Consider the following 26,335-nt stretch of genomic DNA (forward strand, 5'->3'; position numbering starts at 1 on the left):
ATGTTATAATTCGACCAAATTTTTCAAAAAGGATATGGAATGAAAAAAGTAGTTCTAGCAAGTGTTGCAGTTGCAACTTTATTGTTGAGCGGTTGTAGCTCTAAAAACCCTGAAGTTGATATGAATGCAAATTCAAATCAATCTGCAGATAACTCAGGTAGCATGAGTGATGCTGATAGATTAGCAGCTCTTATCGCTAACATCGAGAGCCAAGTTAAAAGTGTATACTTTGACTTTGATAAATTTAATATCAAAGCTGACCAACAAGGTGTTGTTAGCTCAAATGCATCAGTATTTAACCAAGCTGACGCTCAAGCTCTTTCTATAAAAGTAGAAGGTAACTGCGACGAGTGGGGTACAGATGAGTATAACTATGCTCTTGGTCTAAAACGTGCTAAAAGTGCTAAAGATGCTCTTGTAAGAAATGGCGTTAGCGCTGATAGAATCGCTGTAGTAAGCTTTGGCGAAAGCAACCCAGTTTGTACAGACAAAACAAAAGCTTGCGACGCTCAAAACAGACGTGCAGATTTCAAAGTACTTCCTTAATCTGTAAGTAATAATGAATAAAAAAATAATCATTGCGGCTCTTCTTGGAGCCGCTTTCTCTATAAGTTCAGCTCAAGAAGTTTCGGCATTTGACGCAGGTAATATGGATAGCGCAAATCCATATGGACTAACAGATGATGAAAAGGCAACTCTAAGCAATAAAAGAAGTGTTCAAAATATTGAAGAAAACATGGATAATGTTTCAGAACAACTTCAAGGTTTGCAAAGCTTGATCGAGAGCATGAGTGCTAGGATGAACAAGCTTGAGCAAAGAATGAACGATATCGAAACCAAAGTCAATGGTGGTATAAGCGATTCTGGTGTAAGTTTGACATCATTAAAAGCTTATGTTGATGAGACTAGAGATATACAAGATAAAAACTATAAAAATATTACTGCTGCCTTAAATAAATTAGGCGCGATAATGGATAAAAACGCTGCTCAACCAAAGCAAAATGCAAATCCAAAACAACAAAATAAGCCAACTTCAAATTTTAGTGGCAAAAGCGACAAGGACATTTTAGCTGATGGCATTAAGCTTTTAAATTCTGGCAATAGCACAGAAGCAGCTGAGTATTTTGAATATTTAAACAAAAAAGGCTATAAAACTGGTGCTTCAAATTATTATCTAGGTGAAGTTGCTTATAGTCAAAAATCATACAGTACAGCCATACAATACTATAAAAAAAGTATACAAAGTGAAGATAAGGCTGACTACACTCCAAAACTTTTGTATCACACAGCTATAAGCTTTGATAAGATCGGTGATACTCAAAGTGCCAACAGGTTTTATAAGGCTTTAAAAGTAGGCTATCCAGATAGCAAAGAAGCCAAAGCCGCTCCTAACAGAAACTAAAATTTACTCTTTTTTAGATATAATCTCACATTAATCAAAACTAAATTCCAAGGAGATTATTGTGAGTAAAGATCAAGTTATAACTATGTTTTATGAGCTAAAAGACGCTAATACTGGCGAAATTTTAGAGTCAAATATGCAAGAAGGTGGTCAAATTTCTTTTATTACAGGGCATGGCCACATTATAGAAAAGCTTGAAGAAGAAGTTAGCAAACTAAAATCAGGTGACAAAGCTACTATAAACATTAAAGCTGCTGAGGGTTGTGGCGAATACAATAAAGATGCCATCCAATCACTTCCAAAAGAGCAATTTGCTGGCATAGACCTACATGAAGGCATGGAGCTTTTTGGTCAAAATGAAGATGGCTCAAGCGTTCGTGTCATCGTTAAAGAGATCAAAGATGACGAAGTAACAGTTGATTTTAACCACCCATACGCTGGCAAAGACTTGCTGTTTAATGTTGAAATTTTAGAAGTTAGAGACGCTACTGAAGATGAAAAAGCAACTGGCATGGTAGCAGGCGCTCACACTTGCGGTTGTGGCGGACATGATCATGATCACGAGCATGAGTGCTGCGGTGGTCACGGACATGGCGAAGGTGGTTGCGGTTGCGGTGGTCACGGACATCACCACCACTAAGAAGCCAAAATGAAAAAATTTGCTTTTATTTTTGCGGGTCAAGGCTCGCAAAATATTGGTATGGGAAAAGAATTTTATGAAAATTTCTCTTCGGCAAAACTTCTATTAAATGACGCTTGCAACGACACAGGCATTGACTTTGAAGAGCTTTTATTTACTCAAAACGACAAGCTAGATAAGACAGAATTTACTCAGCCAGCTATCGTTTTAAACTCGCTTATGAGCTATCTAGCTTTTAGTGAGCGCATAAAGGCTAAGCCAGAGTTTAGCCTAGGTCACTCGCTAGGAGAATTTACAGCTCTTGCAGTTAGTGGTGCGTTTAGCTTTGTTGAAGCGATTAGACTTGTAAATTTACGTGGTAAATTTATGCAAGAAGCCTGCGTTGGCAAAGATGCTGGCATGATGGTGGTGCTTGGACTTAGCGATGAAGTCGTTGAGGAGATTTGTAAAGAAGCACAGGATGAGGGACTGCAAATTTACGCTGCGAACTACAACTGCGATGGTCAGATAGTTGTAGCTGGCGTGAGGGCTGACCTTGCTAAATACGAGACAAAATTTAAAGAAGCAGGTGCAAAAAGAGCGATGCTTTTAAATATGTCAGTAGCTAGCCACTGCCCGATACTTGAGCCAGCTAGTGTTAAACTAGCAAACGAGCTTGAGGGCATTTTGGCTGCAAATTTTGCCCCAGTCGTTTCAAACGTAAATGCAAAAATTTACACCGATAAAAATGAAGCATTAGTTCTTTTAAAAGAGCAGCTAACGCATCCAGTTCGCTATAAGCAAAGCATCAAAAACTACGAAAACGAGGTTGATTGCTTTATCGAGCTTGGTGCTGCGACACTAAAAGGCATAAACAAAAAGATCACAGAAAAACCGACATACAGCGTCACTGACATGGCGAGCCTTGAAGAGGTTGTGAAGATTTTGGAGGAGAGATGATAGCGATACTTGGAGCGATGCAAGAGGAGATCACGCCGATCCTTGAGATGGTTGGCGAGTATAGAACTACCGAATATGCAAATAATAAATTTTACGAGGCAAACTACAAAGGCAAAGACCTAGTCATCGCCTACTCGAAGATCGGCAAGGTAAATGCGGCGATCACTGCGACCTTGATGATAGAGAAATTTAAGGCTTCAAAACTGCTTTTTACTGGTGTTGCTGGCTCACTTGATGAGAGCTTAAAGATAGGCGATATGCTATATGCCACTAGCCTTGTGCAGCACGACCTTGACATCACGGCGTTTGGGCATCCATACGGCTTTGTGCCAGGGACTAGCATATTTGTAAAAAGCGATGAAGGTCTAAATGAGCTAGCTAAAAATGTCGCTAGCAAAAAGGGCATGAGCCTAAATTCAGGCATCATCGCAACTGGCGATCAGTTCATCTGTGACAACGAGAAAAAAGAGTGGATCAAAAAGATATTTAACGCGAGTGCTACCGAGATGGAGGGTGCGAGCGTTGCGCTAGTTTGCGAGACGCTTGGCGTGCCGTTTTTCATCCTTAGAGCCATTAGCGACGGAGCTGGCAATGAGGCTGAGTTTGACTTTGATAAATTCTTACAAGACTCAGCAAACGTCAGCGCTAAATTTATCCTAGAAATGGTGGAGAGCTTATGATAGAGCTTAGCAAGAGACTGCTTAGGCAAGTTGGCCAAACAAACGCTAGATATAAGATGATAGAGGGCGGAGATAAGATCTTGCTCGGTCTTAGCGGCGGCAAAGATAGCCTCGCACTCGCTCACGTGCTAAAGCACATCCAAAACGTCACACCTGAGAAATTTGAGTTTAAGGCAGTGACGCTAAGCTACGGCATGGGCGAAGACTACGCGTATCTTACCAAGCACTGCAACGAGCATGGCATAGAGCATGAGGTGATAGATAGCTCGATATTTGAGATATCAAAGGAGAAGATCCGCAAAAATTCTAGCTTTTGCAGCTTTTTCTCGCGCATGAGAAGAGGGTATCTTTACACCTATGCGCTAAAGCACGGCTTTAACAAGCTTGCGATCGCTCACCACTTGGACGACGCAGCAGAGAGCTTTTTTATGAATTTCACCTACAATGGCGCGCTTAGGACGCTTGCTCCAAAATACAAAGCAAAAAATGGCATCATTGTGATCAGGCCATTTATCTTTGTGCGTGAGAGACAGCTTCGCGAAAATGCGATCAAAAATGAGCTAAGGGTTGTTGGCGATGAGGCGTGTCCTGCGATGAGATTTGACGTGAAGATGCCACATGCTAGATATGAGACTAAGCAGCTTCTAGCAAATTTAGAGAAAGAAAATCCAAAGCTTTTTACATCACTTAAAGCAGCATTTGAAAACATCCACACAGATACATTTTTTGGTATCAACGAAGGCAGCGAAGAGTAAATTTAACTCTTCGTTTTTGCCCTTTTGAGCTAAATTTAAAACCAAATTTCTTACAACTACCCAGAAGTCACAACTCATTTTGAAGCAGGAACGCTCCTTGCTTACTAAATATAAATTTGATGAGCAAGGATGAAAGATGAGCATTTTTAGTGTTAGCACGCAAAAGTATAGCTCAGTAGCTACTGAGGCAAAAGCAAGGAAACTTCAAAAAGAGCAGTCCGAAAGTGTCAAATTTCAAAACGCTCTTGCAAATAATGAAAAAATAAAAGACATTGCACAAAATTTACAAAGACTTGAGCTTACAAAAGATACACAGCAAAGCATTTATAGCGTGAAATTTAAAGATAAAAATGAGCTAGCTTATCAAAGCGACAATGCTGGCTTTATGGACGCTAACTTTAATAAAGCAGCCGGCTTGCCACAGGACTTTAAGCTTCACAAAAGCACGATAAAAGAATTTCTAAACTTCGCAACAAAGCAAAATAACATAAATAGTGTCCTTTACAGCAACGCAAGCGGCAAGCTTTTTGACAATGACGTCTTTGAAAATATCGACATTGCAGACACGATAGGTCAGTATTACGCTATTTTTTCTCAGGTAATGGGTAAGAGTTTAAACAAAGATAGTTTTACAGATAGCGACATAGCAAATTTGCCAAAAGGCTACATCTCGCAAGGTATGAAAGGCATCGATTTTAACGCAGATTTGAGCGATAGATCAAATATTGACTTTTTAAATAGTCGCAAAAACGAGGTCGTGACAAACATCTTTAGTAGCGAAGATGAGATGAAGCTCGCATCAAATTTAAGGAACTATCTAGCAAAGATAGGCTTTATAAAAAGGTAGATACGAGAGTTTAGGAGTAAATTTATGCTTGAAATTTGACCCATTTCTCCTAAAAAAATATAAACCAAAACCAGAGTTTATTTTTTAGAAAAGTATAGGAAAAAAGTATAGGAAATGGTAGGTAAGCTTATATATACTATTTTATCACAAAAGTAAATATATAATTAATAATAATTTAAGTTTAAAAAAGACAAAATATCGTCTATTAGGTTAAATTAAAGAGGTAAAAATGAAAAGAATTTTAGTTTTACTTGTAGTTTTATTTTCTATTGGGTTTTCCAAAGATCTTATTGAATCGGGAATAGAAGCTTACGAGAAAGGCGACTACCAAAAAGCTGTTGAACTGCTTAAAAAAGCTTGTGATAGTGGAGAGGCTATGGGTTGCTATAACTTAGGGCTTTTATATGTAAAAGGTCAAGGTGTAAAACAAGATTACCAAAAAGCCGCCCAGCTTTATCAAAAAGCTTGCGATGGTGGAAATGATGCGGGTTGCTATAACTTAGGGGTTTTATATGTAAACGGTCTAGGCGTAAAACAAGATTACCAAAAAGCTGGGCAGCTTTATCAAAAAGCTTGTGATAGTGGAAATGCTGAGGGTTGCTCTAACTTAGGGCTTTTATACGACAACGGTCTAGGTGTAAAACAAGATTACCAAAAAGCTGGGCAGCTTTATCAAAAAGCTTGCGATGGTGGAAATGATGCGGGTTGCTATAACTTAGGGGTTTTATATGTAAACGGTCTAGGCGTAAAACAAGATTACCAAAAAGCTGTTAAACTGTTTAAAAAAGCTTGTGATAGTGGAAATGCTTATGGTTGCTATAACTTAGGGGTTTCACACAACAACGGTCTAGGCGTAAAACAAGATTACCAAAAAGCTGTTAAACTGTTTAAAAAAGCTTGTGATAGTGGAAATGCTAATGGTTGCTATAACTTAGGGGTTTCATACAACAACGGTCGAGGTGTAAAACAAGATTTTTACACTGCAAAACAATATTACGGGAATGCTTGTGATTTAGGACTTCAGTTGGGATGTGATAATTACAGAAAGCTAAACGAAAAAGGCTATTAAAAATTAATTAGCATGAGATGTTCTTTACCGTTGTTAGACAATTACGAGACGCTTTTAAAAGAAGAATGGAATCTGACCTAGGCGGTTGGTAAAAATTTAAGTGGTCTACAAATTTTATTGTAGGCCATTACTTTCAAAGGAATTGAAAATGATAACTAGCATAAACGGACTTATCAATACACCGATACAAGATAACACTATTCAAAAAGAAAATGCAACAGAAAATATAACCAAAGAAGGCAAGCAAGACAAAAGCGTCAGCGAAGAAAAATTTGATTACTCAAAGTATATGTTTAGACCCTGGACTGATAATGTAAAAGAATTTATTGATATAGACCAAAGTAAAGAGGGCTGGATAACAGATACTATAAATCGAATGATAATATGCTGTCTGATTACCCCATGAAAGAAAGAAGAGCTTTAGCGTCAAAATACCCTCCAGAAACTATGGAGGAATTTAGAGTTGGAGAGCTGCAAAGCTATATGGATTGGCTACTTACCAACTCTGTTAATGGCAAGCCAACAATAATTGGCTTTATGATTGGTCTTGGCACAGCAGAAGAGGAGGCAGAACTAGAAGCCTTTGTAAAATCATTTCCAGAAGGCACTATGATGAGCAATGATGGTGCTGCTTTGTTTGTTAGAGCTGATCTAAGCATAGAAGAGTTTAAGAAGCTTTATAGAGAAGATGTAGAAAAAACCACAAAAGAGCATAAAGAATTTCTAGCCAAACTACATAAAGAAGAACAAGAATATAATGCAAATTTTGCCAAAGAGCAAAGCGAGAAGAAATTTAAACCTATGCAGGTTAAAAAGAAGTATGAGACCTATGATATAAACAAGGATCAAAAATTTCTCTATGCAAGAGAACTTTTAAAATTTAAAGAAAAAAGAGGCATAGATGTCTTAGAGCTTATGCAAAAGATAGATAAGAAGCAAATTTTAAATAAGATGGCTTGATGGATAAAGATAGCCACCTTTTAAATTTATCTATTTAAACTTTTGTCTCATTTTGAAGCTTTGTGGCATGAGCTAGCACACTATCTACTATCTCACCAGCACTTTTGCCGTATTTTGAAGTGAGTATTTCTTTTTAGTAACTCTTCTAAAATAAATTTGATCATCTTCTCATTTTTTAAAAGCCTTGAGAGAGGCACCATATCATCAGCTAGGCTTTGCTCACTCATTAGCTTTGAGTAAGAGCTTGCCTCCACGCTAAGCTTCGTCTCGCCACTATCACTAGCGATAGGACTAAAGCTCTTTAAAAATCCCACAAATACACCAGCATTGCTATAAGTATTATCTGCTTGATATACCGACATATCTGGATTGAATGTATATTCATCACTGGCTCTTGTGCCAAGACGCTCTTTGCTAAAATTTAGCTCATAGACCTCGTGGCTTACTCCAAAGCCTCTAAGCTCATCTCTAACGCTCTTTGCATCGTTAAATTGATCAAATGTTTTATATACATTTGTAACAGATATTAGGCTCACATCTTTTAAGAAATTTGCATTTTTACCAAATGTTTTTTGGTTGGTATCCAAGCTAAAGCCTTTTGGTAAATTTGCTAGATCAGCTTCGCTATATCTATCTTTTTCATCACCTACAATGCTTTTAAAAAGTTTATAGTAGTGCTTTGTAGTATCAGCTACGTCTATCTTTTCAAAGGCAGCCTTGCTTCTATCTTGCGTAAAGAGATATGTTTTGTTGTTGTATCTAACTATCTCATCAAGCGTGCTTTTATGGATTTTAAAGTCCTGTGGTAAGCCTGCTGCTTTGTTAAAGTCAGCTCCCATAAAGCTAGCCTTATCTACTGTGTAACCATAAGCTTGAAGGTCATTAAAATTTAATGAGATGAGGCTGTTTTGTGAAGAAGAGATATAGTTAAATTTAGCTGGCTCTTGGCTTGGCTCACTACTCTTTTCTTTGGTCTTTTGGTTAAAGATATCACTAAAATTTGAAGACCTGTCTTGTTTGTGCTGTTGCTTAGTATATGAATTTACATTTGTGCTTAAGATGCTAATATCATTCATAGCTTAACCTCATAGCTTCTTTTATGTTTAAAGCAAAAGGTGTTCCAGTGGTTTGATTTGCAAAAGATAGATAAGAAGCAAATTTTTCGGCACAACTTTTGCTTGCTCTTTGAAGCTAAATTCAAGGAGTAAGCTATGAAAGTCTCTTATAACTCCATCTTAACAAAACAGCACTACCAAAAACAGACAAAAAGCGAAGGCTTTGCAAATTTCTTGCCTAACACTCCAAATATAAATTCGATCAGCCAAACCACTACTCCCAAGAATGACTTTGTTTCATCTAGTAGTATCGACTCTCTTTATCAGGCTAAATTTACTTCACAAGAGGGTTATGGATATAGTGTAGATGCTAAAGGATTTATGGGAGCTGATTTTAACAAGGCAGCAGGCTTGCCACAGGACTTTAAAATCCACAAAAGCACGCTTGATGCGATAGTGCTACACAATCAAAAACACCCAAACTTTACAAATTTTTCAATGAATACAAAAAAAGATAATGTGCTATTTGGAGAGGATAGCTTTGCAAATATCGATCTAGCAGATACCATCAAGCAATACTATAAAATTTTTGATCAAATTTCAGCTGGAGTTATTAGCAAGGGCAAAGAATTTTACTCAAATGAAGATCTAGCAAAGATGCCAAAGGGCTACTTTTCAAAAGATAAAAAAATAGATTATTCCGAATATCTAATGGGTAGGATGTCGAGCGATGAGATAGATGGGCTAACTGATAGGAGTAATGAGAAGGTAACTCATGTCTTCAGGACAGCCCAAGATGCAGACGATGCGCGTAAGCTAATGAATGATCTAAAAGACATAAATGTAGAAGTTAATGGAAATTTCCTTGACTTCTCTCCAGAAGTTATGACAACTGAGCATACTATCCCTTATATGTGGGTTAGTAGTGCTGGATATGACTTTAAGCCTGATATGTCTGTATATGATAATGAACAAGGCTATACAAAGGAGCAAATCTTTGTCGCATTTTTAAAAAACGAGCAAGGTCTTGTGTTGCAAGGTGGCACAACAAGGATAACTGATGAGGCTCGCAATGTATATAGAGACAAACTCATACTTACAAAGCAAGATAGAAGCGAGATAGGCATACCAAAAGCTTATTATAATGAGATACTATCTGGCAAGAAAGATCTAAAAGATATACTAGCTAGGATTTTAAAGCTTAGAAATTTAGAGCTAAAAAAAGATCAAACGCTTGAGGGACTAGCAAATAAAATAATGGATGTTTTAAAAGAATTTGATGAGAGGATGAAGGTAAAAGCCTAAAGTCCGTCAAGTAAAATTTTATAAAGGCGGTTTATCTCATCGTCATTTAGCTCGATCGTGCTTTTTGTATCAAACAAATTTTTGATCTTGCTAGCGTCAAATTCGCTTCTATCAAGGCAGTGCTTGTGAGAGGGCAAAAAGCCACGAGTTAGGCAAAGCTCGCTTTCTATCTCCTCGTCGCAGATAAAGCACTCAAGCTCGCTGTGAAGCCTGCCTTCATACTCTAAAATTTTGACGTAGCTTTCGATGATAAGGCGTTTTGGGTTTTGTAGCTGCATCTGTTTGGCGCAGCGATCAAGCTCAAAAAAGTAAATTTCATCGAGCTGCTCGACCTCTTTTAGATGATCATAAAGTAGGCGCATAAACTGCTGCCAAATGATGAGTTTGTCGCGCTCTAGCAGCCACTTAAAGCCAAGGTGAAGTATGCTTCTAAGCTTTGGTAGAAACTTAGCCTCTTGCTCGAGCTCAAAGTCGATCTTGTAGCCAGTCATGATGTTTGAGTGGCGTGCGCCAAAAAATCTATATGACTTTACGAGCAAATTTGGCGTTAGCACAAAGACTAAAAGGTCCTCGTCTCTGACCTTTTGCACGCGCAGGATGTAGCCTTGCATCTAGGCAAAAAACTCCCTTATGCGCTCTCTCATCGCTGCCACATCTTTGATAAAATTTACATCGTTTCTAAATGTTGTTGCGCCGTCTATGCCCTTGCTGTATTGGTGGAGGTGCTTTCTAAATATGCAAAGTCCGTGCTCGCCGTAGTGCTCGATCATAGCGTCGAAGTGAGCTAGTATGATCTCTTGTTTTAGTGCCTTATCCACGCTACTTTTGGTCTTTATCTCGTGAAATATCCAAGGGTTGCCGATGCTTGCTCTACCGATCATAAGGGCGTCGCATTTTGTGAGATTTAAAATTTCATCTGCATTTTGCGCGTTTATGTCGCCATTTGCAATAACTGGGATTTTCACGCTCGCTTTTACTCTAGCGATCGCTTCATAATCAACCTTTGCGCTGTATCCACCAGCTCTGGTGCGCCCATGCACTGCGATGTAGTCTGCGCCCGCTTCTTCGCAGGCCTTTGCGATTTTCTCTTCATTTTTGTCGTTAAAGCCAAGTCTAAATTTAACGCTTAGGCTCTCTTTGTTTGAGATGCTTTTTATGGCTTCGATTATGCTTTGAAGTTTGTCTAGGTCGTTTAGTAAAGCCGATCCTGCGCCTTGTCTAACGACCTTTGGTACAGGGCAGCCACAGTTTAGATCGAGCCCATAAATCCCATCAAATTTATTGATTATCAACACGGCTTTTTTTAAATTTTCTATGTCGCTACCAGCTATTTGGACGACGTAGGGCTCTTCGTTTGGGGACTTTTTAAGCATTTCAAGGGTTTTGTCACTGCTCTCATAGACCAGAGCATTTGCGCTGATCATCTCGCTAACAGTGACGTCGCAGCCAAATTTCTTGACGACGCTTCGTAACGGCAGGTCAGAAAAACCAGCAAGTGGCGCTAAGAAAAGTGGCTTTTTACTAAAGTCTATCATTTAAAAAATAGCGAGCTAGGCACCATTTTGCCGTTATCTCGCAAAAATAGTAAAACCTTTATCTCTTTAAACTCATCAGGGTCGCTGCCCTCGATAGCTTCTCTTACTTTATCAAGCATTTGAAGCTCAAATAGCGCATATACGTAGGCTTCATCAGCGTCAGCATGGATGCTTTTTAGCTTCTCAAAGATGCCGATAAATGCGTCTGGTTTTAGTTTATTTTTAAGCATTATAGCTGCTTTGTCGTATTGTGCTTTTGTTACTTTTGCATTATTTAAAAGATCGAAAATTTCATCGCTACTTAGGTCGATCTCATCATTTACAAAACGCGTGATAATGGTCATTATATCTTCGCTTGCTAGCTCTGGATCGATTTTTTTAATCTCGCTAAATGAAGCTGTTTTTATGAGCTTATAGAAGGCTGCCTTTTTAAGGCTATCGTTTTGCTCTTGATTTTTAAGCACATCAAGATAGTAAGTAGGCATCTGCTCGATCTTGTTTAGCTCGTTTAGGATGTTTAGCTTGCTATCTTTTGCTAGTCTAAATTTCTTTAGATCGACGATCTCTTTGTTTTTTATGCTTTTTATGGTTTGTAAAATGTTATTTATCTCGCCGTCATCAACGCCAACATCTTTAAGCTCGCCTACTGGTGAGATAGAGCGTGTGAGCTGTGAGGCGATCTTGTAAGTATCGGTTTTGAAGTCTTTGTTGCTCTCAAAGCCAAGAAGCGTCTCTTTTGCAAGGTCTTTGTAGAGCTGGCTATCTTTTTTTATCCATTTTTTATATCTATAAAAGGCGTATCCGTGATATGCGATGTGAAGTAGGGCAAGGAGCGCCAAAAGGGCTACTGGAAGTGCCACCCAGACAGCTACTGGCAAGGTTATGGCTTGACCTAAGAGCTCAAAGGTGAAGTCTGAACTATTAAGAGAATAGGTAAGTCCTGCAACAACTGCTGTGTAGATGATGCAGTAGACGAGAAATTTTCTGGTTTTCATATTTTCTCCTTAGTTTTTTGCTGTTTTTTCTATTATCTCACGACAAGCTATGCAGTATTTTGCATGCGGTTTTACTTTTAGGCGAGGGACGCCGATCTCCTCTTCGCACATGTCACAAATTCCATAAGTCTTGTTTGCTATCTTCTCAAGCGCCTCGTCGATCTCGTGAAGCTCGGCTCTTTGCTGGGTTGATATAGACTGCTCTATAAGCTGGTCAGTATTTACTGAAGCGATGTCAAATTCATCGCTTACTCCACTATCTCTTAGGCCACTTACTTCAACTGATGAGTCATAAATATTTTTTTTGATTTGTAACTTTCTATCTTCAAGTAGTTTTTTGAAAAAATTTAGCTCGTTTTGAGTCATTTTATATTCCTTTATTTGTGATATGGGTGGTTTGCATTGATACAAAGCCCTCTAAAAATTTGCTCAAAAAGTACGAGCTTGGCGACTTTGTGCGCCATAGTCATCTTGCTTAAGCTTACGACTTTTTGTGCCTTGTTTTTTAAATTTTGGCTAAGCCCATAAGCTCCACCTATGAAAAAATTGATCTGTGAATTTGAGTTTAAAATTTGAGCAAATTCTTGGCTGTCAAGCTGTGAGCCATTTTCATCAAGCATCACACAAAAGCCTTTTAAATTTGGCTCGTAAATTTCATCATAAGCTCTTAGCGCATCACTTCTGCCGCTGCTTTGAGCCTTTGCTATCTTTTCATTAAATATGATTTTGTCGTTTATCTTGGCAAATTTTGCACTCATTTTTATATATTCTTGTATCTCGTTTTCAAAGTTATCACGCGATGATTTTTGAATGCTAAAAACCGAAATTTCCAAACTTACCCTTTGGTTTTTAGCTTTAGCTCAAAGCCAGCTTCACTCTCGCTTGTCGCCTCGTTTTTAACGGCTTTTTTGTTGCTTGTAAGAAATTTAACCATATCGCTTATATATTTTTTGTGCTCGCTTCTTGGCACGATGTCATCTATAAGACCATGTTCAAGCAAAAATTCAGCCCTTTGAAAGCCCTCTGGAAGATCAGCGCCTATGGTTTGTTTGATAACCCTTTGTCCTGCAAAGCCTATTAGCGCGCCAGGTTCAGCGATTATTAGATCTCCAAGCCATGCAAATGATGCACTAACGCCGCCCATCGTAGGATCTGTAAGGATAGAAATATATGGTAGTCTTGCTTCATCAAGAAGTTTTAGGGCTGCTGAAGTCTTTGACATCTGCATCAAAGAAAATGTGCTCTCTTGCATTCTAGCGCCACCAGATGCGCTTACGATGATTAAGGCTTGGCATTTTTCGATCGCGCGTTTTATCGCTCTTACGATCTTTTCGCCCTCGACTGAAGCTAGTGAGCCGCCCATGAAGCCAAAGTCAAAAACAACTAGCTGGATCTCTTGCCCGTTGCATTTGCCTTCGCCGCATATCACTGAGCTTGTGCGTCCTGTCTTTTCTTTATTTTCTGTGATTCTTTTTTTGTATGATTTTTTATCGACAAAATTTAAAGGATCTACTGGTTTTAAATTTGCGTCAAATTCTACAAAGCTACCTTCATCGCAGATCAAATTTATGCGATCATCAGCTTTTAATCTCATGTGGTAGCCGCATTTTGGGCATACATTAAAACAAGCTTCAACTTCTTTGTAATACATCAGTGAGTGGCAGTTGTCGCATTTTACCCAGTGTGTAGGTGCTTCTTCTGGACGAGGTTGAGCTTTTCTTATCTTTGAAAAAATGTCTGAGAAATTCATCTTTTTACCCACTTATATTAAAAATTGTGGGATTATATCTAATGTTAGCCTTGCTTTTTCTTATATGACTTAAAGTTTGTTTGTTTGTGGGGGATTTAAGGGGCAAACTAGCCCCTTAAAAGTATCTTATTAGAAGCGTCTTCCGATAGTAAATTCGAATGTATTTGTATCATCGCCCTCTTTAGGTTTAAGAGCTTTTGCGAAGATTAGTTGAAGTGGTCCGATAGGTGTTATCCACTCGATACCTGTACCAACTGATGATCTTTTTATCTCATTTAGACTATTTTCGCCGATCATACCATAGTCGTAAAATACAACGCCACGCATTTTGACACGCTCTATTATAGGAAAGCTCATCTCAACTGAGTTGTTAAATGAAGTCTCGCCGCCGTATTCATAGTAATCGCCATTATATTTTACTTTTGGAGATACGGTTCTGCTCTCGTAACCACGTAAGCTTCTTATACCACCAAGGTAAAGTCTTTCGTTAATCGGAGTATAGCCTCTCTCCCAAATTTTGCCAAAGCTTGCTTTATATCTTAAGATAAGATCGTAGTCGATGTACTCTCTAAGACCTAGATAGTAGTTGAAATTTGTGCGGTTTTTAACAAAATCCATATCGCCGCCAAGTCCTGCTATCTCAAATGATGTGCTAGCTATGATACCGCGTCTTGGCAAGTAGTAATCATCGGTGCTATTATATGTTAAAGCTGGAGTTATAGCGCTTTTTATAGCCTTGCCTTCTCTATAAATTTCTTTGCCTGTGTATCTATTTATATCTCTAAGCTCATCATCTTTTAAAGTAACTTTACTTTGCTCGATGTTATAAGTAAGTGATGCACTTAAATTTCTGGTTAATTTTCTACCTAGTGTTGTGCTAAAGCCGTAGCTTCTCTCTTTATATGTTCTCCAGTCATAGTCGTTTGCATAGAGTGTTCCGCCAAGGCTATACTCTGAGTCAAAAATTCTTGGATTTGTAAGACTTATCTGACCCGAAAGCTCTCTATCACTCTTATCAACGCTTACTTGTCCTTGAAGGCCAGAGCCAAAGATGTTTGTGTCAGAAAGTGCAGCGTTTAGCAGCAAGCCATCGCTACTTCCGTATCCGATACCACCGCTTATTGAGCCAGTTGAGGCCTCTTTTACTTTTACTTTTAGATCGACTGTGTTTTTATCAACTGGATCCTCTTCTATCTCGACATCATCAAAGTAGCTTGTTCTTTTTAGTGCATCTTTTGAGTCTTGAAGGTCGGTTCTACTATATAAATTTCCCTCAGTTAGATATAGCTCACGTCTTACGACACGATCAACTGTTCTATCGTTTCCTGAAATTTGAACGTTTCTTATATATACTTTTTCGCCAGGATCAACTTCGTAGTCGATATCAACTGTTTTATTTTCATCAAATTTATCAGTCTTTGGATATACTTTGACAAATGCATAGCCCTTGTCAGCGACCATATCGTCAAGCTTTTTCATATCTTGGCGAAGTCTTGCTGAGTTCATCGTATCGCCAGCTTCAAGTCTAAAGTCGTCTATGATCTTTTTAGTATCAAGTCCTAGCTCTTCAGGTGCTGTGATGCTTACGTTTGAAACCTTATAAGGCTCGCCCTCGTGGATGTAGTATGTAAGATCGGCTGTGTAGTTATCAAATGATGCATTTAGATAAGGTGACGAAACAGTCGCGTCTAGATAGCCTTTTTGAAAATATTTATCTTGAATTCTTGCTGGGTCATTTTCAAGCTCAAAAAGTTTAACTTTTCCGTCGTTTCTGCCCCAAAGCCAACCCATAAATTCTCTACTTTTGTTTGCAACAACTGGCTCGATATCATCATAGTCAAACTCTTTTGCGCCGACTAAATTTACCTTTTTGATTATCATATTTTCGCCGCGGTTTATATTTAGAGTGATAAAAAGTGAGCTGTCGTTGTCTGCAACTGGCTGTTTTTCTACATCTACAACTGTGTCAAAGTAGCCCTTTGACTCGTAATACTGGCGAATTCTCTCTTTTGTTTTTTCGATAGTTAGCTCATCATACATATTGCCAGGTTTTATGTTGATTAGCGACTCGATCGCAGTTTTGTCGTTTGTCACAACGCCCTTTAGATCGACTCTAGCTACACTTGGCTTCTCTTTTACTTTTACTAAAAGATTGCCACTACCCGTATCTTCTATGTAGATATCATCAAAATAATTTTGCTTGTATAAATTTGTGATAGCCTTGTCGCTAAGCTTTGGCGTTAGCTCTTGACCGACTTTTAGCCCCATTATCTGAGTGGCTACATCAGGCGAAAGGTGGATTAGACCTTTGAAATTTATTGACTGAATAGTTTGCGCATTTAGACCGCTTAAAGCTAGTGCTAGTAAAAATAATTTCTTTTTCATTAAATTTAACCTAGAGTTTTAGTATAAGTGCGTATAATATCATATTTTATTTTTAAAAAATTTAAATTTTATAATTTTAAAGGTTTTTTATGAAAATAGGTATCATCGGACTTGGTCTTATGGGCGGCTCGCTTGGTCTTGCACTAAAAGATGAAAAATTGATCTCATGTGTTAGCGGATATGATAAAGATGAAAATCACAGCAAAAAAGCGCTAGAACTTGGCTTGGTGCATGAAATTTTAAGCATTGATGAGATGAAAAAGAAGTGTGACATCATCTTTTTGGCTGTTCCAGTTGAGGCTATCGTAAGCATCGTGCAAAATTTAACTGACATTAGTGAAGATACGACGATCATTGACTTTGGCTCGACAAAGCAAAAGATAATAGAAGCCGTGCCAGAAAAAATTCGTAAAAATTTCATCCCAGCTCACCCGATGGCAGGTACTGAGTACTCTGGTCCTGAGGCTGCCTTTAAGTCACTTTACACAGGGGCGACTGTCATAGTTTGCGACTTTGCTGAGAGTGCAGAAAAACATGTAAAAAGAAGCGTTGAGTTATTTTCTTGCCTTGGCATGAAAATCATTTTCATGAGTGCAAAAGAGCATGATCATCACGTGGGTCTCATCTCGCATCTGCCTCACGCTATTGCATTTTCGCTTGCTAGCGGGATCTTAAAAGAAGAGGATAAAAGGCATATCGTAGCCCTTGGCGGGCCTACATTTAAGGGTATGATACGTGTTGCAAAGAGCTCGCCATTTATGTGGAGCGATATCTTTAAGCAAAATAAAAATAATGTCGTTGCCGCGATAAATATGTTTGAAAAAGAGCTAAATTTATGCAAAGATCTTATAAAAGACGAGCGCTGGGATGAGCTTTTTGATTGGATGAGCGAAGCTAGAGCCGTAAGAGAAATTTTGTAATTAACTAAAAATTTATTGATTATATGTAAAATTTCGCAAATAAAATTTAAGGTAATAATATATGTATAGACGTGGAATAGGTGGTTTTGGCATTGTTGTAGTTTTACTTGTTTTGATATTGGCTGGTGGCTTTGGTTATGCTTTGATGTCTAAAGACTTTGAGCGAAACGAGCCAATCATCGGCGTTGCTGATAAGGTTTATTGGAACCTTCGCTCGCCTATGAATATCAAATTTAAAGATGACAGCGGAATAAAATTTGTGCGCATTAGCATAAATGACGGCAAAAATGACCTAAATTTACTAAATCAAATCATACAAAACCCAAGTACTGAGCTTGATGTAAATTTGACCTTCCCAAAGACTGGATTTTTTGCTCAAAAAGACACTTATGAGATGAGTATAGAAGCGGTCGATACTAGCAAATGGGGCTTTTTTACTGGCAATAAAGCAAGCAAAAAGGTTGAAGTCGTACTTGATACCTCTAAGCCTGATCTTTACGTACTTTCTCAGTCTTACTCTATCTCAAAAGGCGGTAGCGCAGTTGTCGTTTTTAGAGCGACTGATAATCAGCTAAAAGAGGTTTATGTCCAGACAAATTTTGGTAAGAAATTTAAGGCTGTGCCATTTTACAAAGAGGGCTTTTATGCAGCACTTGTTGCTTGGCCAGTACAGGTTGAAAACTTTAGCGCTGAGGTCATCGCAAGAGACTTTGCGGGCAATGAGAGCAAGTCTCACGTGAGATATTTTTATGAAAATGTAAAGTATAAAACTTCAACGATCGCGCTAAATGATAGATTTTTAGACGGAAAGATCGTTGATCTAACAGATCAATACGCCAAAGATCCAAACGCTCTTTCAAGGCTTGATAAGATGAAATTTGTCAATGAAACGCTAAGAAACTCAAACGAAGAGAAGATAGCAGCACTCACTTCAAACGCCGATACTGACATCACTAATGGCTTTAATATAATTCCATTTTACCCGCTTAGAAATGGCAAGAAAGTGGCTGATTTTGCCGACCACCGCTTCTATACATATAATAACGAACAAGTAAGTGAGTCGTGGCACATGGGTATAGATTTTGCAAGCGTGGCATCAGCTCCGATAATAGCTAGCAATGCGGGCCGCGTCGTGTTAGCATCTGAGAATGGAATTTATGGCTTGAACATCGTGATCGATCATGGATTTGGACTTTATTCACTTTACGGACACTGTTCAAGTGCTAAAGTAAAAGAGGGCGACATGGTTGCTGCTGGCGATCAAATAGGCACAACTGGAACGAGCGGTCTTGCACTTGGAGATCACCTTCACTTTGGAATTTTGGTCCAAGGCGAAGAGGTAAGACCTCAGCAATGGATGGATAAAAAGTGGATAAAAGACAATGTGACAAGTGTCTTAGATGCCGCAAAGGCGATGATAGATAAGAATTAAATTTGCAAATTTGATTTTTTAGTGCTATCATAAGCGAACAAAAAAATATAAGGAAAATTTTTGAAACAAACTACTATCGCAAGACGCGTTGAGACCGTTGGTATAGGGCTTCATAAGGGTGAGCCGATAAGACTTATACTAGAACCTCTTGATGCAAATTCAGGTATTATTTTGCACCGCGAAGATCTTGGTATTAGTTTTAAAGCTGAGCCTAAAAACGTTATAAATACACAAATGGCAACCGTCGTTGGCAACGAAAAGGGCTTTATCAGCACGATAGAGCACCTAATGGCAGCTGTAAATGGATACGGCATTGATAATATTAGAATTTCAGTTGATGCAAACGAAATTCCTGTCATGGACGGCAGTGCGATAAGCTTTTGTATGTTGCTTGATGAAGCTGGTATAAGACATCTTGATGCTGGTAAAAAAGTCATCCTTGTCCGCCGCGAGGTCGAGGTGGTTGAGGGGTCAAAATTTGTGCGAACTTCGCCTTCAAGAAATCCAAAATTTGACTATACAATCAAATTTGATCACCCAGTTATCGGCGAACAAAGATATCTTTTTGAATTTAGCAAGAGTTCATTTGTAAAAAATATCGCTCGTGCTAGAACTTTTGGTTTTTTAAAAGATTTGCAACGCCTACAAGCTCAAAATTTAGCCCTTGGTGCGTCACTTGATAACGCTGTGGCTATCGATGATACACATATTTTAAATCCAGAGGGTTTGAGATTTGAAAATGAGTTTGTAAGACATAAAATTTTAGATGCAGTTGGCGATTTGAGCTTGCTTGGAGCACCATTGCTTGGTGACTACACAGCATTTGCTGGCAGCCACGATCTAAATCACAAACTAACACTTGCTTTAATGGCAGATGAGAAAAATTATGAGATCGCAACACTTAGTGGCGAGCTTTTAAAAGAGTATCAAAAGGTATTTGCATAAAAAATATTGAAATTTTAGTAGTCTCTTTATCGACTCCGCTTTTAGTTGGAGTCTATAAAGATGGCGTAAAATTTGATGAGATCACAACTGACGAGCATGTCAGCGAAGCTCTGATAAAAATCCTAGAAAATTTATCCTCTAAATTTAACATCACAAAGATCATCTACGCAAACACACCAGGTAGCTTTATGGGACTAAAGGTGGCCTATGTTATCTTAAAAACTTTTTCTTTGGCAAAGGGCTGCGAGTTTTACGCAGTTAGCGGCTTTAGTCTAAATGGTGGCCAAGCAATCAGGGCAAATAAAAATTTAAGCTTTGTCTTAAAAGATGGCAAAATTTCACTTGAAAAAGTTGAGCCAGTGAGATTTGTGTTGCCTTTAAATTTAGATGAATTAAAACTAAATTCAGATACACTTCCAAATTATATCATCCAAGCTGTTTAGGAGAAAATTTGAATATCTTAATCCCTGCAACAAGTGCAAATTTAGGACCAGGTTTTGACGCTTTGGGGCTTAGTTTAAAGCTTTTTAATAGCGTAAAGATCGAACCATCTAAATTTAGCTCGGTCTCGATAAATGGCGAGGGAAGCGATAGCGTAAATTTAAAGAGAAACAACATTTTTCTAAGCATTTTTAATGAAATTTTTTTAGAGCTAACTGGAAAAAATGAAAATTTTAGAGTCGTTTTTGAAAACAATATCCCATTTTCAAGAGGGCTTGGTAGCAGCTCTGCAGTGATCGTTGGAGCCATAGCTTCAGCTTACGAGATGGCTGGGTTTAAGGCTAGCAAAAGCGTCGTTTTAAATAAAGCGATCATCTATGAAACCCATCCAGATAATATCTCGCCAGCAGTTCATGGTGGATTTATCAGTGCTATCGTAAAAAACGGCAATGTTTATGCAAATAAAATAAATTTAAGCGATGATATAAAAGCGGTTGTTGTCATCCCAAATAAGCCGATGAGTACGGCATCATCAAGACAAATTTTGCCAAAAAACTACACCATGAAAGAGTGCGTAAATAACCTCTCTCATGCTGCATTTTTAACATCTTGTTTTTATGAAAAAAGATATGATCTTTTGAGGATAGCAAGTGAAGATATGATGCACGAAGAGCGCAGAATGAGCGCTTTAGAAGAGCTTTTTGAGGTGCGAAAGGTAGCTTATGAAAATGGAGCGCTAATGAGCACACTTTCAGGCTCAGGCTCAAGCTTTTTAAACATCGCATATAAAGATGACGCTAAAAATTTACAAGATATTTTAAAGAGTAAATTTAGTGATTTTAGAGTGGAAATTTTTTCATTTGATAACGATGGATACGAAATCACGCAAAGCTAGAAACAAGTTTAAAAAGGTATAATGAATAAAAATAATCCAGTAAGGACATGCGTCGCTTGCAAAGTCAAATTTTCTCAAAACTTGCTAAAAAGATACCGCTTGGTAGGCAAGAATTTAGAGTGCGGCAAAGGAAATGGTCGCAGTTTCTATCTGTGTGATGGCTGTTTGCAAAAAGACGACAAAATTTTAAAAAAAATAATTGATAAACAAACTAAAGGTGCTCTCGGACTTGACGCACCGAAGTTAAAGGAGATACTCTTAAATGAGCAATGTTAGGATTTCAGAGATCGCAAATGAGCTTGGCTACCCAAGTAAAGAGATAGTCGAAAAAGCTCAAGAACTAGGCCTAAAGGTAAAAACTCACTCAAATGCTGTGAGCCTTGAAGAGGCTGAAGCAATATATGAATACGTTCAAACTGGCGTAATACCAGATAAATTTAAAAAGAAAAAGAGCGAGCCAAAAGCAAAAAAAGAGCCTAAAAAAGAGGCAGAAAAAGAGCCGGCTAAAAAAGAAGAAAAGCCTAAATCTGAGCCTAAAAAGGCAGCCACTAAGGCTGAACCAAAGCCTGAAAAGGCGAAGACTGAGCCTAAAAAAGAGTTGCAAATTTCAGAGGATAAACCTAAAGCTGAGCCTAAAAAAGAAGAGCCTGTAAAGGTTGAGCAAAAGCCAGCTGAAGCACCAAAGCCAAAAGAGAGTTTGGCTGATGTGACTCAAAAAAGACGCGGCCTTGTGATAGTTAAAAAGAAAAAAGATTTCGAGGCGCCAGCTCCAGTAAAGGAGGAGAAAAAGGCTGAGGCAGCAGTGGCTAACATTAGCGATTTTAAGAGTATGTTCTCTGCTAGCGATGAAAATTTGGCTAGAAAAAAGAAAAAAGAGAAAAAGATAACAGTTGTAAGCAAAAAAGATAGTGCCCAGAAGATGGACTTGCTTGGCGGAAGCGACTTTGGCGACATCGTGCTTGAAGATGAAGATGTGGTTGTATTGCCTGATTTTAGCTTCAAAACACCAGCACCAGCTCCTATGCAAAGGACAAAACAGCCAAATGCGATGAAAACAACCGTCAATAACACGATAAATTCATTTGGCGAAGGCGGCATACAAAGAAGAGCTAGAAAAAAACACAAAAAGCCTGAAAATAAACAAAACAGCGAAGCTGTAACTTCGATAAATATCCCAAAAGAAATTCGCGTTTACGAATTTGCTGAAAAGCTAAACAAACAGCCTAGCGAGGTCATAGGCAAGCTATTTATGCTTGGTATGATGACAACTAAAAACGACTTTTTGGATGAAGATGCGATAGAAATTTTGGCTGATGAGTTCAATGTCGAGGTAAATATCATCGACGATCAAAAAGAATTTGACTACGTTGCAGCCTATGAAGAGGAGATAAAAGATGATGAAAATCTCCAGCCAAGAGCGCCAGTCATAACCATCATGGGCCACGTCGACCACGGCAAAACCTCGCTACTTGACTACATAAGAAAGTCTCGCGTAGCAGCAGGAGAGGCTGGTGGTATCACTCAGCACGTGGGCGCTTATATGGTAAATAAAAACGGCAAAAACATCACATTTATCGACACTCCAGGCCACGAGGCATTTACGGCTATGCGTGCAAGGGGCGCTGGTGTAACTGATATAGTTATCATCGTCGTTGCAGCAGATGACGGCGTAAAACCACAGACAAAAGAGGCAGTTAGCCACGCAAAAGCCGCTGGCGTGCCAATAATCATCGCAATAAATAAAATGGATAAAGAGTCAGCAAATCCTGATCTAGTAAAAACCGGTCTTGCTGAGCTTGACATCATGCCAACAGAGTGGGGTGGCAAGTATGAATTTGTACCGATCTCTGCAAAAACAGGCATGGGCATAGATGATCTACTTGAGATCGTGCTTTTGCAAGCTGATCTTTTGGAGCTAAAGGCAAATCCAAAGGCAAACGCAAAGGCTACTGTCATCGAGAGCTCACTTCAAAAGGGTCGTGGTCCAGTAGCTACCATCATCGTTGAAAACGGCACGCTTCATGTCGGAGACACTGTCGTAGCTGGCGTTGCATACGGTAAGATAAGAAGCTTGCTTGATGATCAGGGCAGGCCGCTAAAAGAGATAAAACCAGGCGAATGTGGCGTTATAGTTGGTCTTAGCGAGATAGCGGAGGCTGGCGAGACATTAATAGGCGTAAAAACTGATAAAGAGGCTCGCGAATACGCACAGAAAAAGGCTGAATATATCCGTCAAAAAGAGCTTAGTAAGAGCACAAAGGTTAGTATCGATGAGCTTAGTGCTAAGATCGCTGAGGGCGAGTTAAAAACACTTCCGGTCATCATCAAAGCTGACGTTGGCGGATCACTCGAGGCGCTAAAAGCGAGCCTAGAAAAACTAGCAAATGACGAGATCAGAGTAAATGTGATCCACTCAGGCGTTGGCGGTATCACGCAAAGCGACGTTGCGCTTGCAAGCGCAAGTAACGACTGTATCATCCTTGGCTTTAACATAAGGCCAACTGGTGAGATAAAAGAGAAGGCAAAAGAGAGCGGCGTCGAGATAAAAACTTACAACGTTATTTATAACCTAATCGACGATGTGAAGGCGATTTTGGGCGGACTAATGTCGCCGATCATCAGAGAAGAGCAGCTTGGTCAAGCTCAGGTTCGCCAAGTGATCCATGTGCCAAAAGTAGGCGCAATCGCTGGATGTATAGTCACTGAGGGTACGATAAACAGAGGTGCAAAAATTCGCCTTATTAGAGAAGGCGTGGTCGTTTATGAGGGCTCGGTAAGCTCACTAAAACGCTTCAAAGATGACGTCAAAGAAGTCGCTAAAGGCTACGAGTGTGGCGTTGGTATCGAAAATTTCAACGATATCAGAGAAAATGACTACATCGAAAGCTTCAAAGAAGTCAAGGAGAAAGCTACTCTATGAACGCTAACGAAATAAAGCGTATGAGAACAGAGAGCGTGCTAAAAGAGCTCATACCAGAGGCTTTAGCCACTCTTGAAGATAGCATTTTAAAAGGTCTTTGTGTCACTGACGTCGAGTGCAAAAAGGGCAGATATGACGCCTTTGTCTATCTTGACAAGATGATGTTTGACGAGCGCGAGCAAGAGTATATTTTGGGGCATTTAAAGCGAGTTTGCAGACATTTACAAAACCACTGTATGGCGGCTGAGGGCTGGTATAGATGTCCAAATTTTCACTTTAAATTTGACGATAGATTAGAGTATCAAAACCATATGGATAAGTTGTTTGATAAAATTTCAAAGGATTTAAACAAAAATGGATAATTTAGACAAACTAGTGCGCGAATGCGGCGTTGAGCTTTACGACAGCGAGATCGCAAATGAAAATGGCAGGGCTATTTTTAGAGTTTATATCACAAAAAATGGCGGAGTGAGCCTTGAAGACTGCGAAAAAGTGAGCCGTCTGCTCTCGCCTATCTTTGACGTGACACCGCCAGTTAGCGGAGACTACAATCTTGAGGTTAGCTCGCCTGGCCTTGAGAGAAAGCTTAGCAAGCCTTCGCATTTTAAAGCGAGCGTTGGTGAGCTAGTTAAAGTTCAAACCGAGGCTGAGAAATTTGCAGGAAGGCTTGTAAAAGCTGACGAAGAGAGCGTCGCAGTAGAAAACGAAGAGGGAATTTTTGAGATCAACATCAGTGAGATAAAAAAAGCAAAAACATATTTGGAGTGGTAAAATGCTAAGCGACATCGAGATAACTCACCAAACAAAACTAGAACACATCAGTAAAGTTGCCGCAAAACTAGGCTTAAACGAAGATGAGCTTGAGCTTTACGGCAAATTTAAGGCTAAAATTTCCCCTAGACTTGAGTCATCAAACTCAAAGCTCATCTTAGTCACCGCGACTAATCCAACCCCATATGGCGAAGGTAAAACGACTATGTCAATAGGTCTTGCTGACGCACTAAATTTACTTAATAAAAAGGTTTGCTTGGCACTTCGCGAGCCATCTTTAGGGCCAGTTTTTGGCATAAAGGGCGGAGCAGCAGGTGGCGGCTACTCGCAGCTTGCGCCGATGGAGGATCTAAATTTACACTTTACTGGCGATTTTCATGCTATAACATCGGCAAATAACCTCATTTCAGCGATGATAGATAATAGCCTCTATCAAGAAAATCCACTAAAAATAGAGAAAATTTTATGGAAGCGCTGCATGGATATGAATGACCGCGCGCTAAGATTTATCACTGTGGGGCAGGGCGGCAGGACTGATGGCGTGCCAAGAGAAGATGGCTTTAACATCACCGCCGCAAGCGAGATCATGGCTGTGCTTTGTCTAGCAACAAGCCTTTCTGATCTAAAAGAGCGCGTGGCAAACATCATGGTCGCCTATGATAGCGATAAAAAGCCTATCTACGTGCGTGATCTAGGCTGCCAAGACGCTGTTTGCATACTCTTAAAAGATGCGATCAAGCCAAATTTATTTCAAACACTAGAGCACACACCTACACTCGTGCATGGTGGTCCATTTGCAAACATCGCACACGGCTGCAACTCTGTCATCGCAACAAAAACGGCTCTAAATTTAGCTGACTACGTCATAACAGAAGCTGGCTTTGGCTCGGAGCTTGGCGCGGAGAAATTTTTAGATATAAAATGCAGGGTTGCTGATATCAAACCAAGCGCTGTAGTGCTTGTAAGCACTATCAGATCGCTAAAATATAACGGCGAAGCAAACAAAGACGAGATCACAAAACCAGATATGAATGCACTTAAAAAAGGTATCGAAAATCTTGGCGGACACATCGAAAATTTAAAAGGTAAATTTGGTCAAAATGTTGTTGTGGCGCTTAATAAATTTGGCTTTGACACTGATGAAGAGATAAATTTCGTAAAAGAGTACTGCCAAAAGCTTGGCGTAGAAGTGGCTGTTTGTGAGAATTTCTTAAAAGGTGGCAAAGGTGCGCTTGAGCTAGCTGAGCTAGTTTTAAAGGCGTGCGATAAGCCAAGCAAGATAAATTTCACATACGAGATGAGCGACGATACGAAAACTAAAATAGAAAAGGTCGCTAAGGAAATTTATGGAGCTAGTGAGGTAGTCTTTGAAGAGACCGCTCTTAAAAAGCTTGAGATGATAAAAGAGCTAAATTTGAGCCATTTGCCAGTTTGTATCGCAAAAACGCAGTATTCATTTAGCGACGATGCGAAGCTTTTGGGTAGAGCAAAGGGCTTTACTTTTAGTGTAAAAGACCTTGACATTAGAACGGGAGCTGGCTTTATCGTCGCGGTTTGCGGTAAGATCATGCTGATGCCAGGACTTCCAAAAGTGCCAGCTGCGGTCAATATGAGGATAGACGCAGACGGCAAGATCGACGGCTTGTCGTAAATTTATGAAAACACACTGGCAAAGGCTGGTGTGTTTTTTAAAG

General features: G+C 39.2%; 27 protein-coding genes and 1 pseudogene. 20 read left to right on the forward strand and 8 right to left on the reverse strand.

All coding sequences use genetic code 11. From position 1 onward, the window contains the following. Nucleotides 1-39 precede the first annotated feature (39 nt). From CCS77_RS02290 to CCS77_RS02330, 9 genes and pseudogenes are all read left to right on the forward strand, one after another. Nucleotides 40-546, forward strand: coding sequence for an OmpA family protein (locus CCS77_RS02290; protein WP_002939415.1), 507 nt, complete (start codon nucleotides 40-42; stop codon nucleotides 544-546). Between the two features lie 13 nt (nucleotides 547-559). After that, entirely contained in the window at nucleotides 560-1,402 is an 843-nt protein-coding gene (locus CCS77_RS02295; protein ID WP_009294338.1) for a tetratricopeptide repeat protein, read from the forward strand. Between the two features lie 55 nt (nucleotides 1,403-1,457). Then, on the forward strand, nucleotides 1,458-2,042 hold the full coding sequence (locus tag CCS77_RS02300; RefSeq protein WP_223154902.1) for an FKBP-type peptidyl-prolyl cis-trans isomerase: 585 nt from the start codon (nucleotides 1,458-1,460) through the stop codon (nucleotides 2,040-2,042). Between the two features lie 9 nt (nucleotides 2,043-2,051). Continuing rightward, a complete protein-coding gene (gene fabD / locus CCS77_RS02305) occupies nucleotides 2,052-2,981 on the forward strand; it encodes an ACP S-malonyltransferase (RefSeq protein ID WP_107916440.1) in 930 nt (309 codons plus the stop codon). Then, nucleotides 2,978-3,661, forward strand: coding sequence for a 5'-methylthioadenosine/adenosylhomocysteine nucleosidase (locus CCS77_RS02310; protein WP_107916441.1), 684 nt, complete (start codon nucleotides 2,978-2,980; stop codon nucleotides 3,659-3,661). Before fabD ends, CCS77_RS02310 begins: the two co-directional genes overlap by 4 nt. Beyond that, nucleotides 3,658-4,416 carry a tRNA 2-thiocytidine biosynthesis TtcA family protein gene (locus tag CCS77_RS02315; protein ID WP_103613484.1) on the forward strand — a complete coding sequence of 253 codons (759 nt, stop codon included), beginning with the start codon at nucleotides 3,658-3,660 and terminating at the stop codon, nucleotides 4,414-4,416. Before CCS77_RS02310 ends, CCS77_RS02315 begins: the two co-directional genes overlap by 4 nt. Nucleotides 4,417-4,552: 136 nt before the next feature. Then, on the forward strand, nucleotides 4,553-5,263 hold the full coding sequence (locus CCS77_RS02320; RefSeq protein WP_201741723.1) for a Cj0814 family flagellar-dependent secreted protein: 711 nt from the start codon (nucleotides 4,553-4,555) through the stop codon (nucleotides 5,261-5,263). A 229-nt stretch (nucleotides 5,264-5,492) separates the two neighbouring features. Next, a complete protein-coding gene (locus CCS77_RS02325) occupies nucleotides 5,493-6,332 on the forward strand; it encodes an SEL1-like repeat protein (protein ID WP_107916442.1) in 840 nt (279 codons plus the stop codon). 148 nt (nucleotides 6,333-6,480) lie between these two features. Continuing rightward, a pseudogene (locus CCS77_RS02330) lies at nucleotides 6,481-7,292 on the forward strand (cell surface protein). 92 nt (nucleotides 7,293-7,384) lie between these two features. Here the strand turns inward: CCS77_RS02330 and CCS77_RS02335 are convergent. After that, nucleotides 7,385-8,368, reverse strand: a complete 984-nt coding sequence (locus CCS77_RS02335; RefSeq protein WP_107916443.1) for a Cj0814 family flagellar-dependent secreted protein — start codon at nucleotides 8,366-8,368, stop codon at nucleotides 7,385-7,387. Nucleotides 8,369-8,503: 135 nt separating this feature from the next. Here CCS77_RS02335 and CCS77_RS02340 point away from each other — a divergent pair, with 135 nt between their 5' ends. Then, nucleotides 8,504-9,652, forward strand: a complete 1,149-nt coding sequence (locus CCS77_RS02340) for a Cj0814 family flagellar-dependent secreted protein (RefSeq protein WP_107916444.1) — start codon at nucleotides 8,504-8,506, stop codon at nucleotides 9,650-9,652. Here CCS77_RS02340 and recO read toward each other — a convergent pair. The 7 genes from recO to bamA form a co-directional block, all read right to left on the reverse strand. After that, on the reverse strand, nucleotides 9,649-10,263 hold the full coding sequence (recO, locus tag CCS77_RS02345; protein ID WP_021085792.1) for a recombination protein RecO: 615 nt from the start codon (nucleotides 10,261-10,263) through the stop codon (nucleotides 9,649-9,651). The two genes, CCS77_RS02340 and recO, sit on opposite strands and share 4 nt — an antisense overlap. After that, a complete protein-coding gene (locus CCS77_RS02350) occupies nucleotides 10,264-11,187 on the reverse strand; it encodes a tRNA dihydrouridine synthase (protein ID WP_107916445.1) in 924 nt (307 codons plus the stop codon). After that, nucleotides 11,184-12,182, reverse strand: coding sequence for a uroporphyrinogen III synthase HEM4 (locus tag CCS77_RS02355; RefSeq protein WP_107916446.1), 999 nt, complete (start codon nucleotides 12,180-12,182; stop codon nucleotides 11,184-11,186). The genes CCS77_RS02350 and CCS77_RS02355 overlap by 4 nt, the downstream gene beginning before the upstream one ends. A gap of 9 nt (nucleotides 12,183-12,191) precedes the next feature. Continuing rightward, nucleotides 12,192-12,548 carry an RNA polymerase-binding protein DksA gene (gene dksA, locus CCS77_RS02360; protein WP_021085778.1) on the reverse strand — a complete coding sequence of 119 codons (357 nt, stop codon included), beginning with the start codon at nucleotides 12,546-12,548 and terminating at the stop codon, nucleotides 12,192-12,194. Between the two features lie 11 nt (nucleotides 12,549-12,559). Further along, complete coding sequence (locus tag CCS77_RS02365; protein ID WP_009294328.1) at nucleotides 12,560-13,015, reverse strand: 23S rRNA (pseudouridine(1915)-N(3))-methyltransferase RlmH; 456 nt, start codon at nucleotides 13,013-13,015, stop codon at nucleotides 12,560-12,562. 2 nt (nucleotides 13,016-13,017) lie between these two features. Continuing rightward, nucleotides 13,018-13,932: an acetyl-CoA carboxylase, carboxyltransferase subunit beta gene (gene accD / locus CCS77_RS02370; protein ID WP_107916447.1), complete on the reverse strand. Its 915-nt coding sequence runs from the start codon at nucleotides 13,930-13,932 to the stop codon at nucleotides 13,018-13,020. A gap of 129 nt (nucleotides 13,933-14,061) precedes the next feature. Beyond that, complete coding sequence (gene bamA / locus CCS77_RS02375) at nucleotides 14,062-16,317, reverse strand: outer membrane protein assembly factor BamA (RefSeq protein WP_103636470.1); 2,256 nt, start codon at nucleotides 16,315-16,317, stop codon at nucleotides 14,062-14,064. A gap of 89 nt (nucleotides 16,318-16,406) precedes the next feature. On the opposite strand from bamA, the gene CCS77_RS02380 reads away from it, so the two are divergent. The 10 genes from CCS77_RS02380 to CCS77_RS02425 all read left to right on the forward strand — a co-directional run bounded on the left by CCS77_RS02380 (nucleotide 16,407) and on the right by CCS77_RS02425 (nucleotide 26,292). Continuing rightward, complete coding sequence (locus tag CCS77_RS02380; protein ID WP_009294324.1) at nucleotides 16,407-17,237, forward strand: prephenate dehydrogenase; 831 nt, start codon at nucleotides 16,407-16,409, stop codon at nucleotides 17,235-17,237. 61 nt (nucleotides 17,238-17,298) lie between these two features. Next, nucleotides 17,299-18,669 carry a M23 family metallopeptidase gene (locus tag CCS77_RS02385; RefSeq protein WP_107916448.1) on the forward strand — a complete coding sequence of 457 codons (1,371 nt, stop codon included), beginning with the start codon at nucleotides 17,299-17,301 and terminating at the stop codon, nucleotides 18,667-18,669. 60 nt (nucleotides 18,670-18,729) lie between these two features. Next, nucleotides 18,730-19,614: a UDP-3-O-acyl-N-acetylglucosamine deacetylase gene (gene lpxC / locus CCS77_RS02390; RefSeq protein ID WP_103636471.1), complete on the forward strand. Its 885-nt coding sequence runs from the start codon at nucleotides 18,730-18,732 to the stop codon at nucleotides 19,612-19,614. Nucleotides 19,615-19,694: 80 nt separating this feature from the next. After that, a complete protein-coding gene (locus tag CCS77_RS02395) occupies nucleotides 19,695-20,057 on the forward strand; it encodes a glycoprotease (RefSeq protein ID WP_107916449.1) in 363 nt (120 codons plus the stop codon). Nucleotides 20,058-20,065: 8 nt separating this feature from the next. Continuing rightward, nucleotides 20,066-20,950, forward strand: a complete 885-nt coding sequence (gene thrB, locus CCS77_RS02400; protein WP_107916450.1) for a homoserine kinase — start codon at nucleotides 20,066-20,068, stop codon at nucleotides 20,948-20,950. Nucleotides 20,951-20,971: 21 nt separating this feature from the next. Beyond that, entirely contained in the window at nucleotides 20,972-21,226 is a 255-nt protein-coding gene (locus CCS77_RS02405; RefSeq protein WP_021085774.1) for a hypothetical protein, read from the forward strand. Then, a complete protein-coding gene (gene infB, locus CCS77_RS02410) occupies nucleotides 21,213-23,870 on the forward strand; it encodes a translation initiation factor IF-2 (protein ID WP_107916451.1) in 2,658 nt (885 codons plus the stop codon). Before CCS77_RS02405 ends, infB begins: the two co-directional genes overlap by 14 nt. Then, nucleotides 23,867-24,232, forward strand: coding sequence for a 30S ribosome-binding factor RbfA (gene rbfA, locus CCS77_RS02415; RefSeq protein WP_004317240.1), 366 nt, complete (start codon nucleotides 23,867-23,869; stop codon nucleotides 24,230-24,232). The genes infB and rbfA overlap by 4 nt, the downstream gene beginning before the upstream one ends. Continuing rightward, a complete protein-coding gene (gene rimP / locus CCS77_RS02420; RefSeq protein WP_107916452.1) occupies nucleotides 24,225-24,641 on the forward strand; it encodes a ribosome maturation factor RimP in 417 nt (138 codons plus the stop codon). The genes rbfA and rimP overlap by 8 nt, the downstream gene beginning before the upstream one ends. Nucleotide 24,642: 1 nt before the next feature. After that, the gene (locus tag CCS77_RS02425) at nucleotides 24,643-26,292 is read left to right on the forward strand and encodes a formate--tetrahydrofolate ligase (protein ID WP_107916453.1); all 1,650 of its coding nucleotides are present in this window, start codon (nucleotides 24,643-24,645) and stop codon (nucleotides 26,290-26,292) included. The last annotated feature ends 43 nt before the right edge of the window (nucleotides 26,293-26,335 follow it).

The organism is Campylobacter concisus, assembly GCF_003048375.1.
In the GTDB taxonomy this organism is placed as follows: domain Bacteria; phylum Campylobacterota; class Campylobacteria; order Campylobacterales; family Campylobacteraceae; genus Campylobacter_A; species Campylobacter_A concisus_T.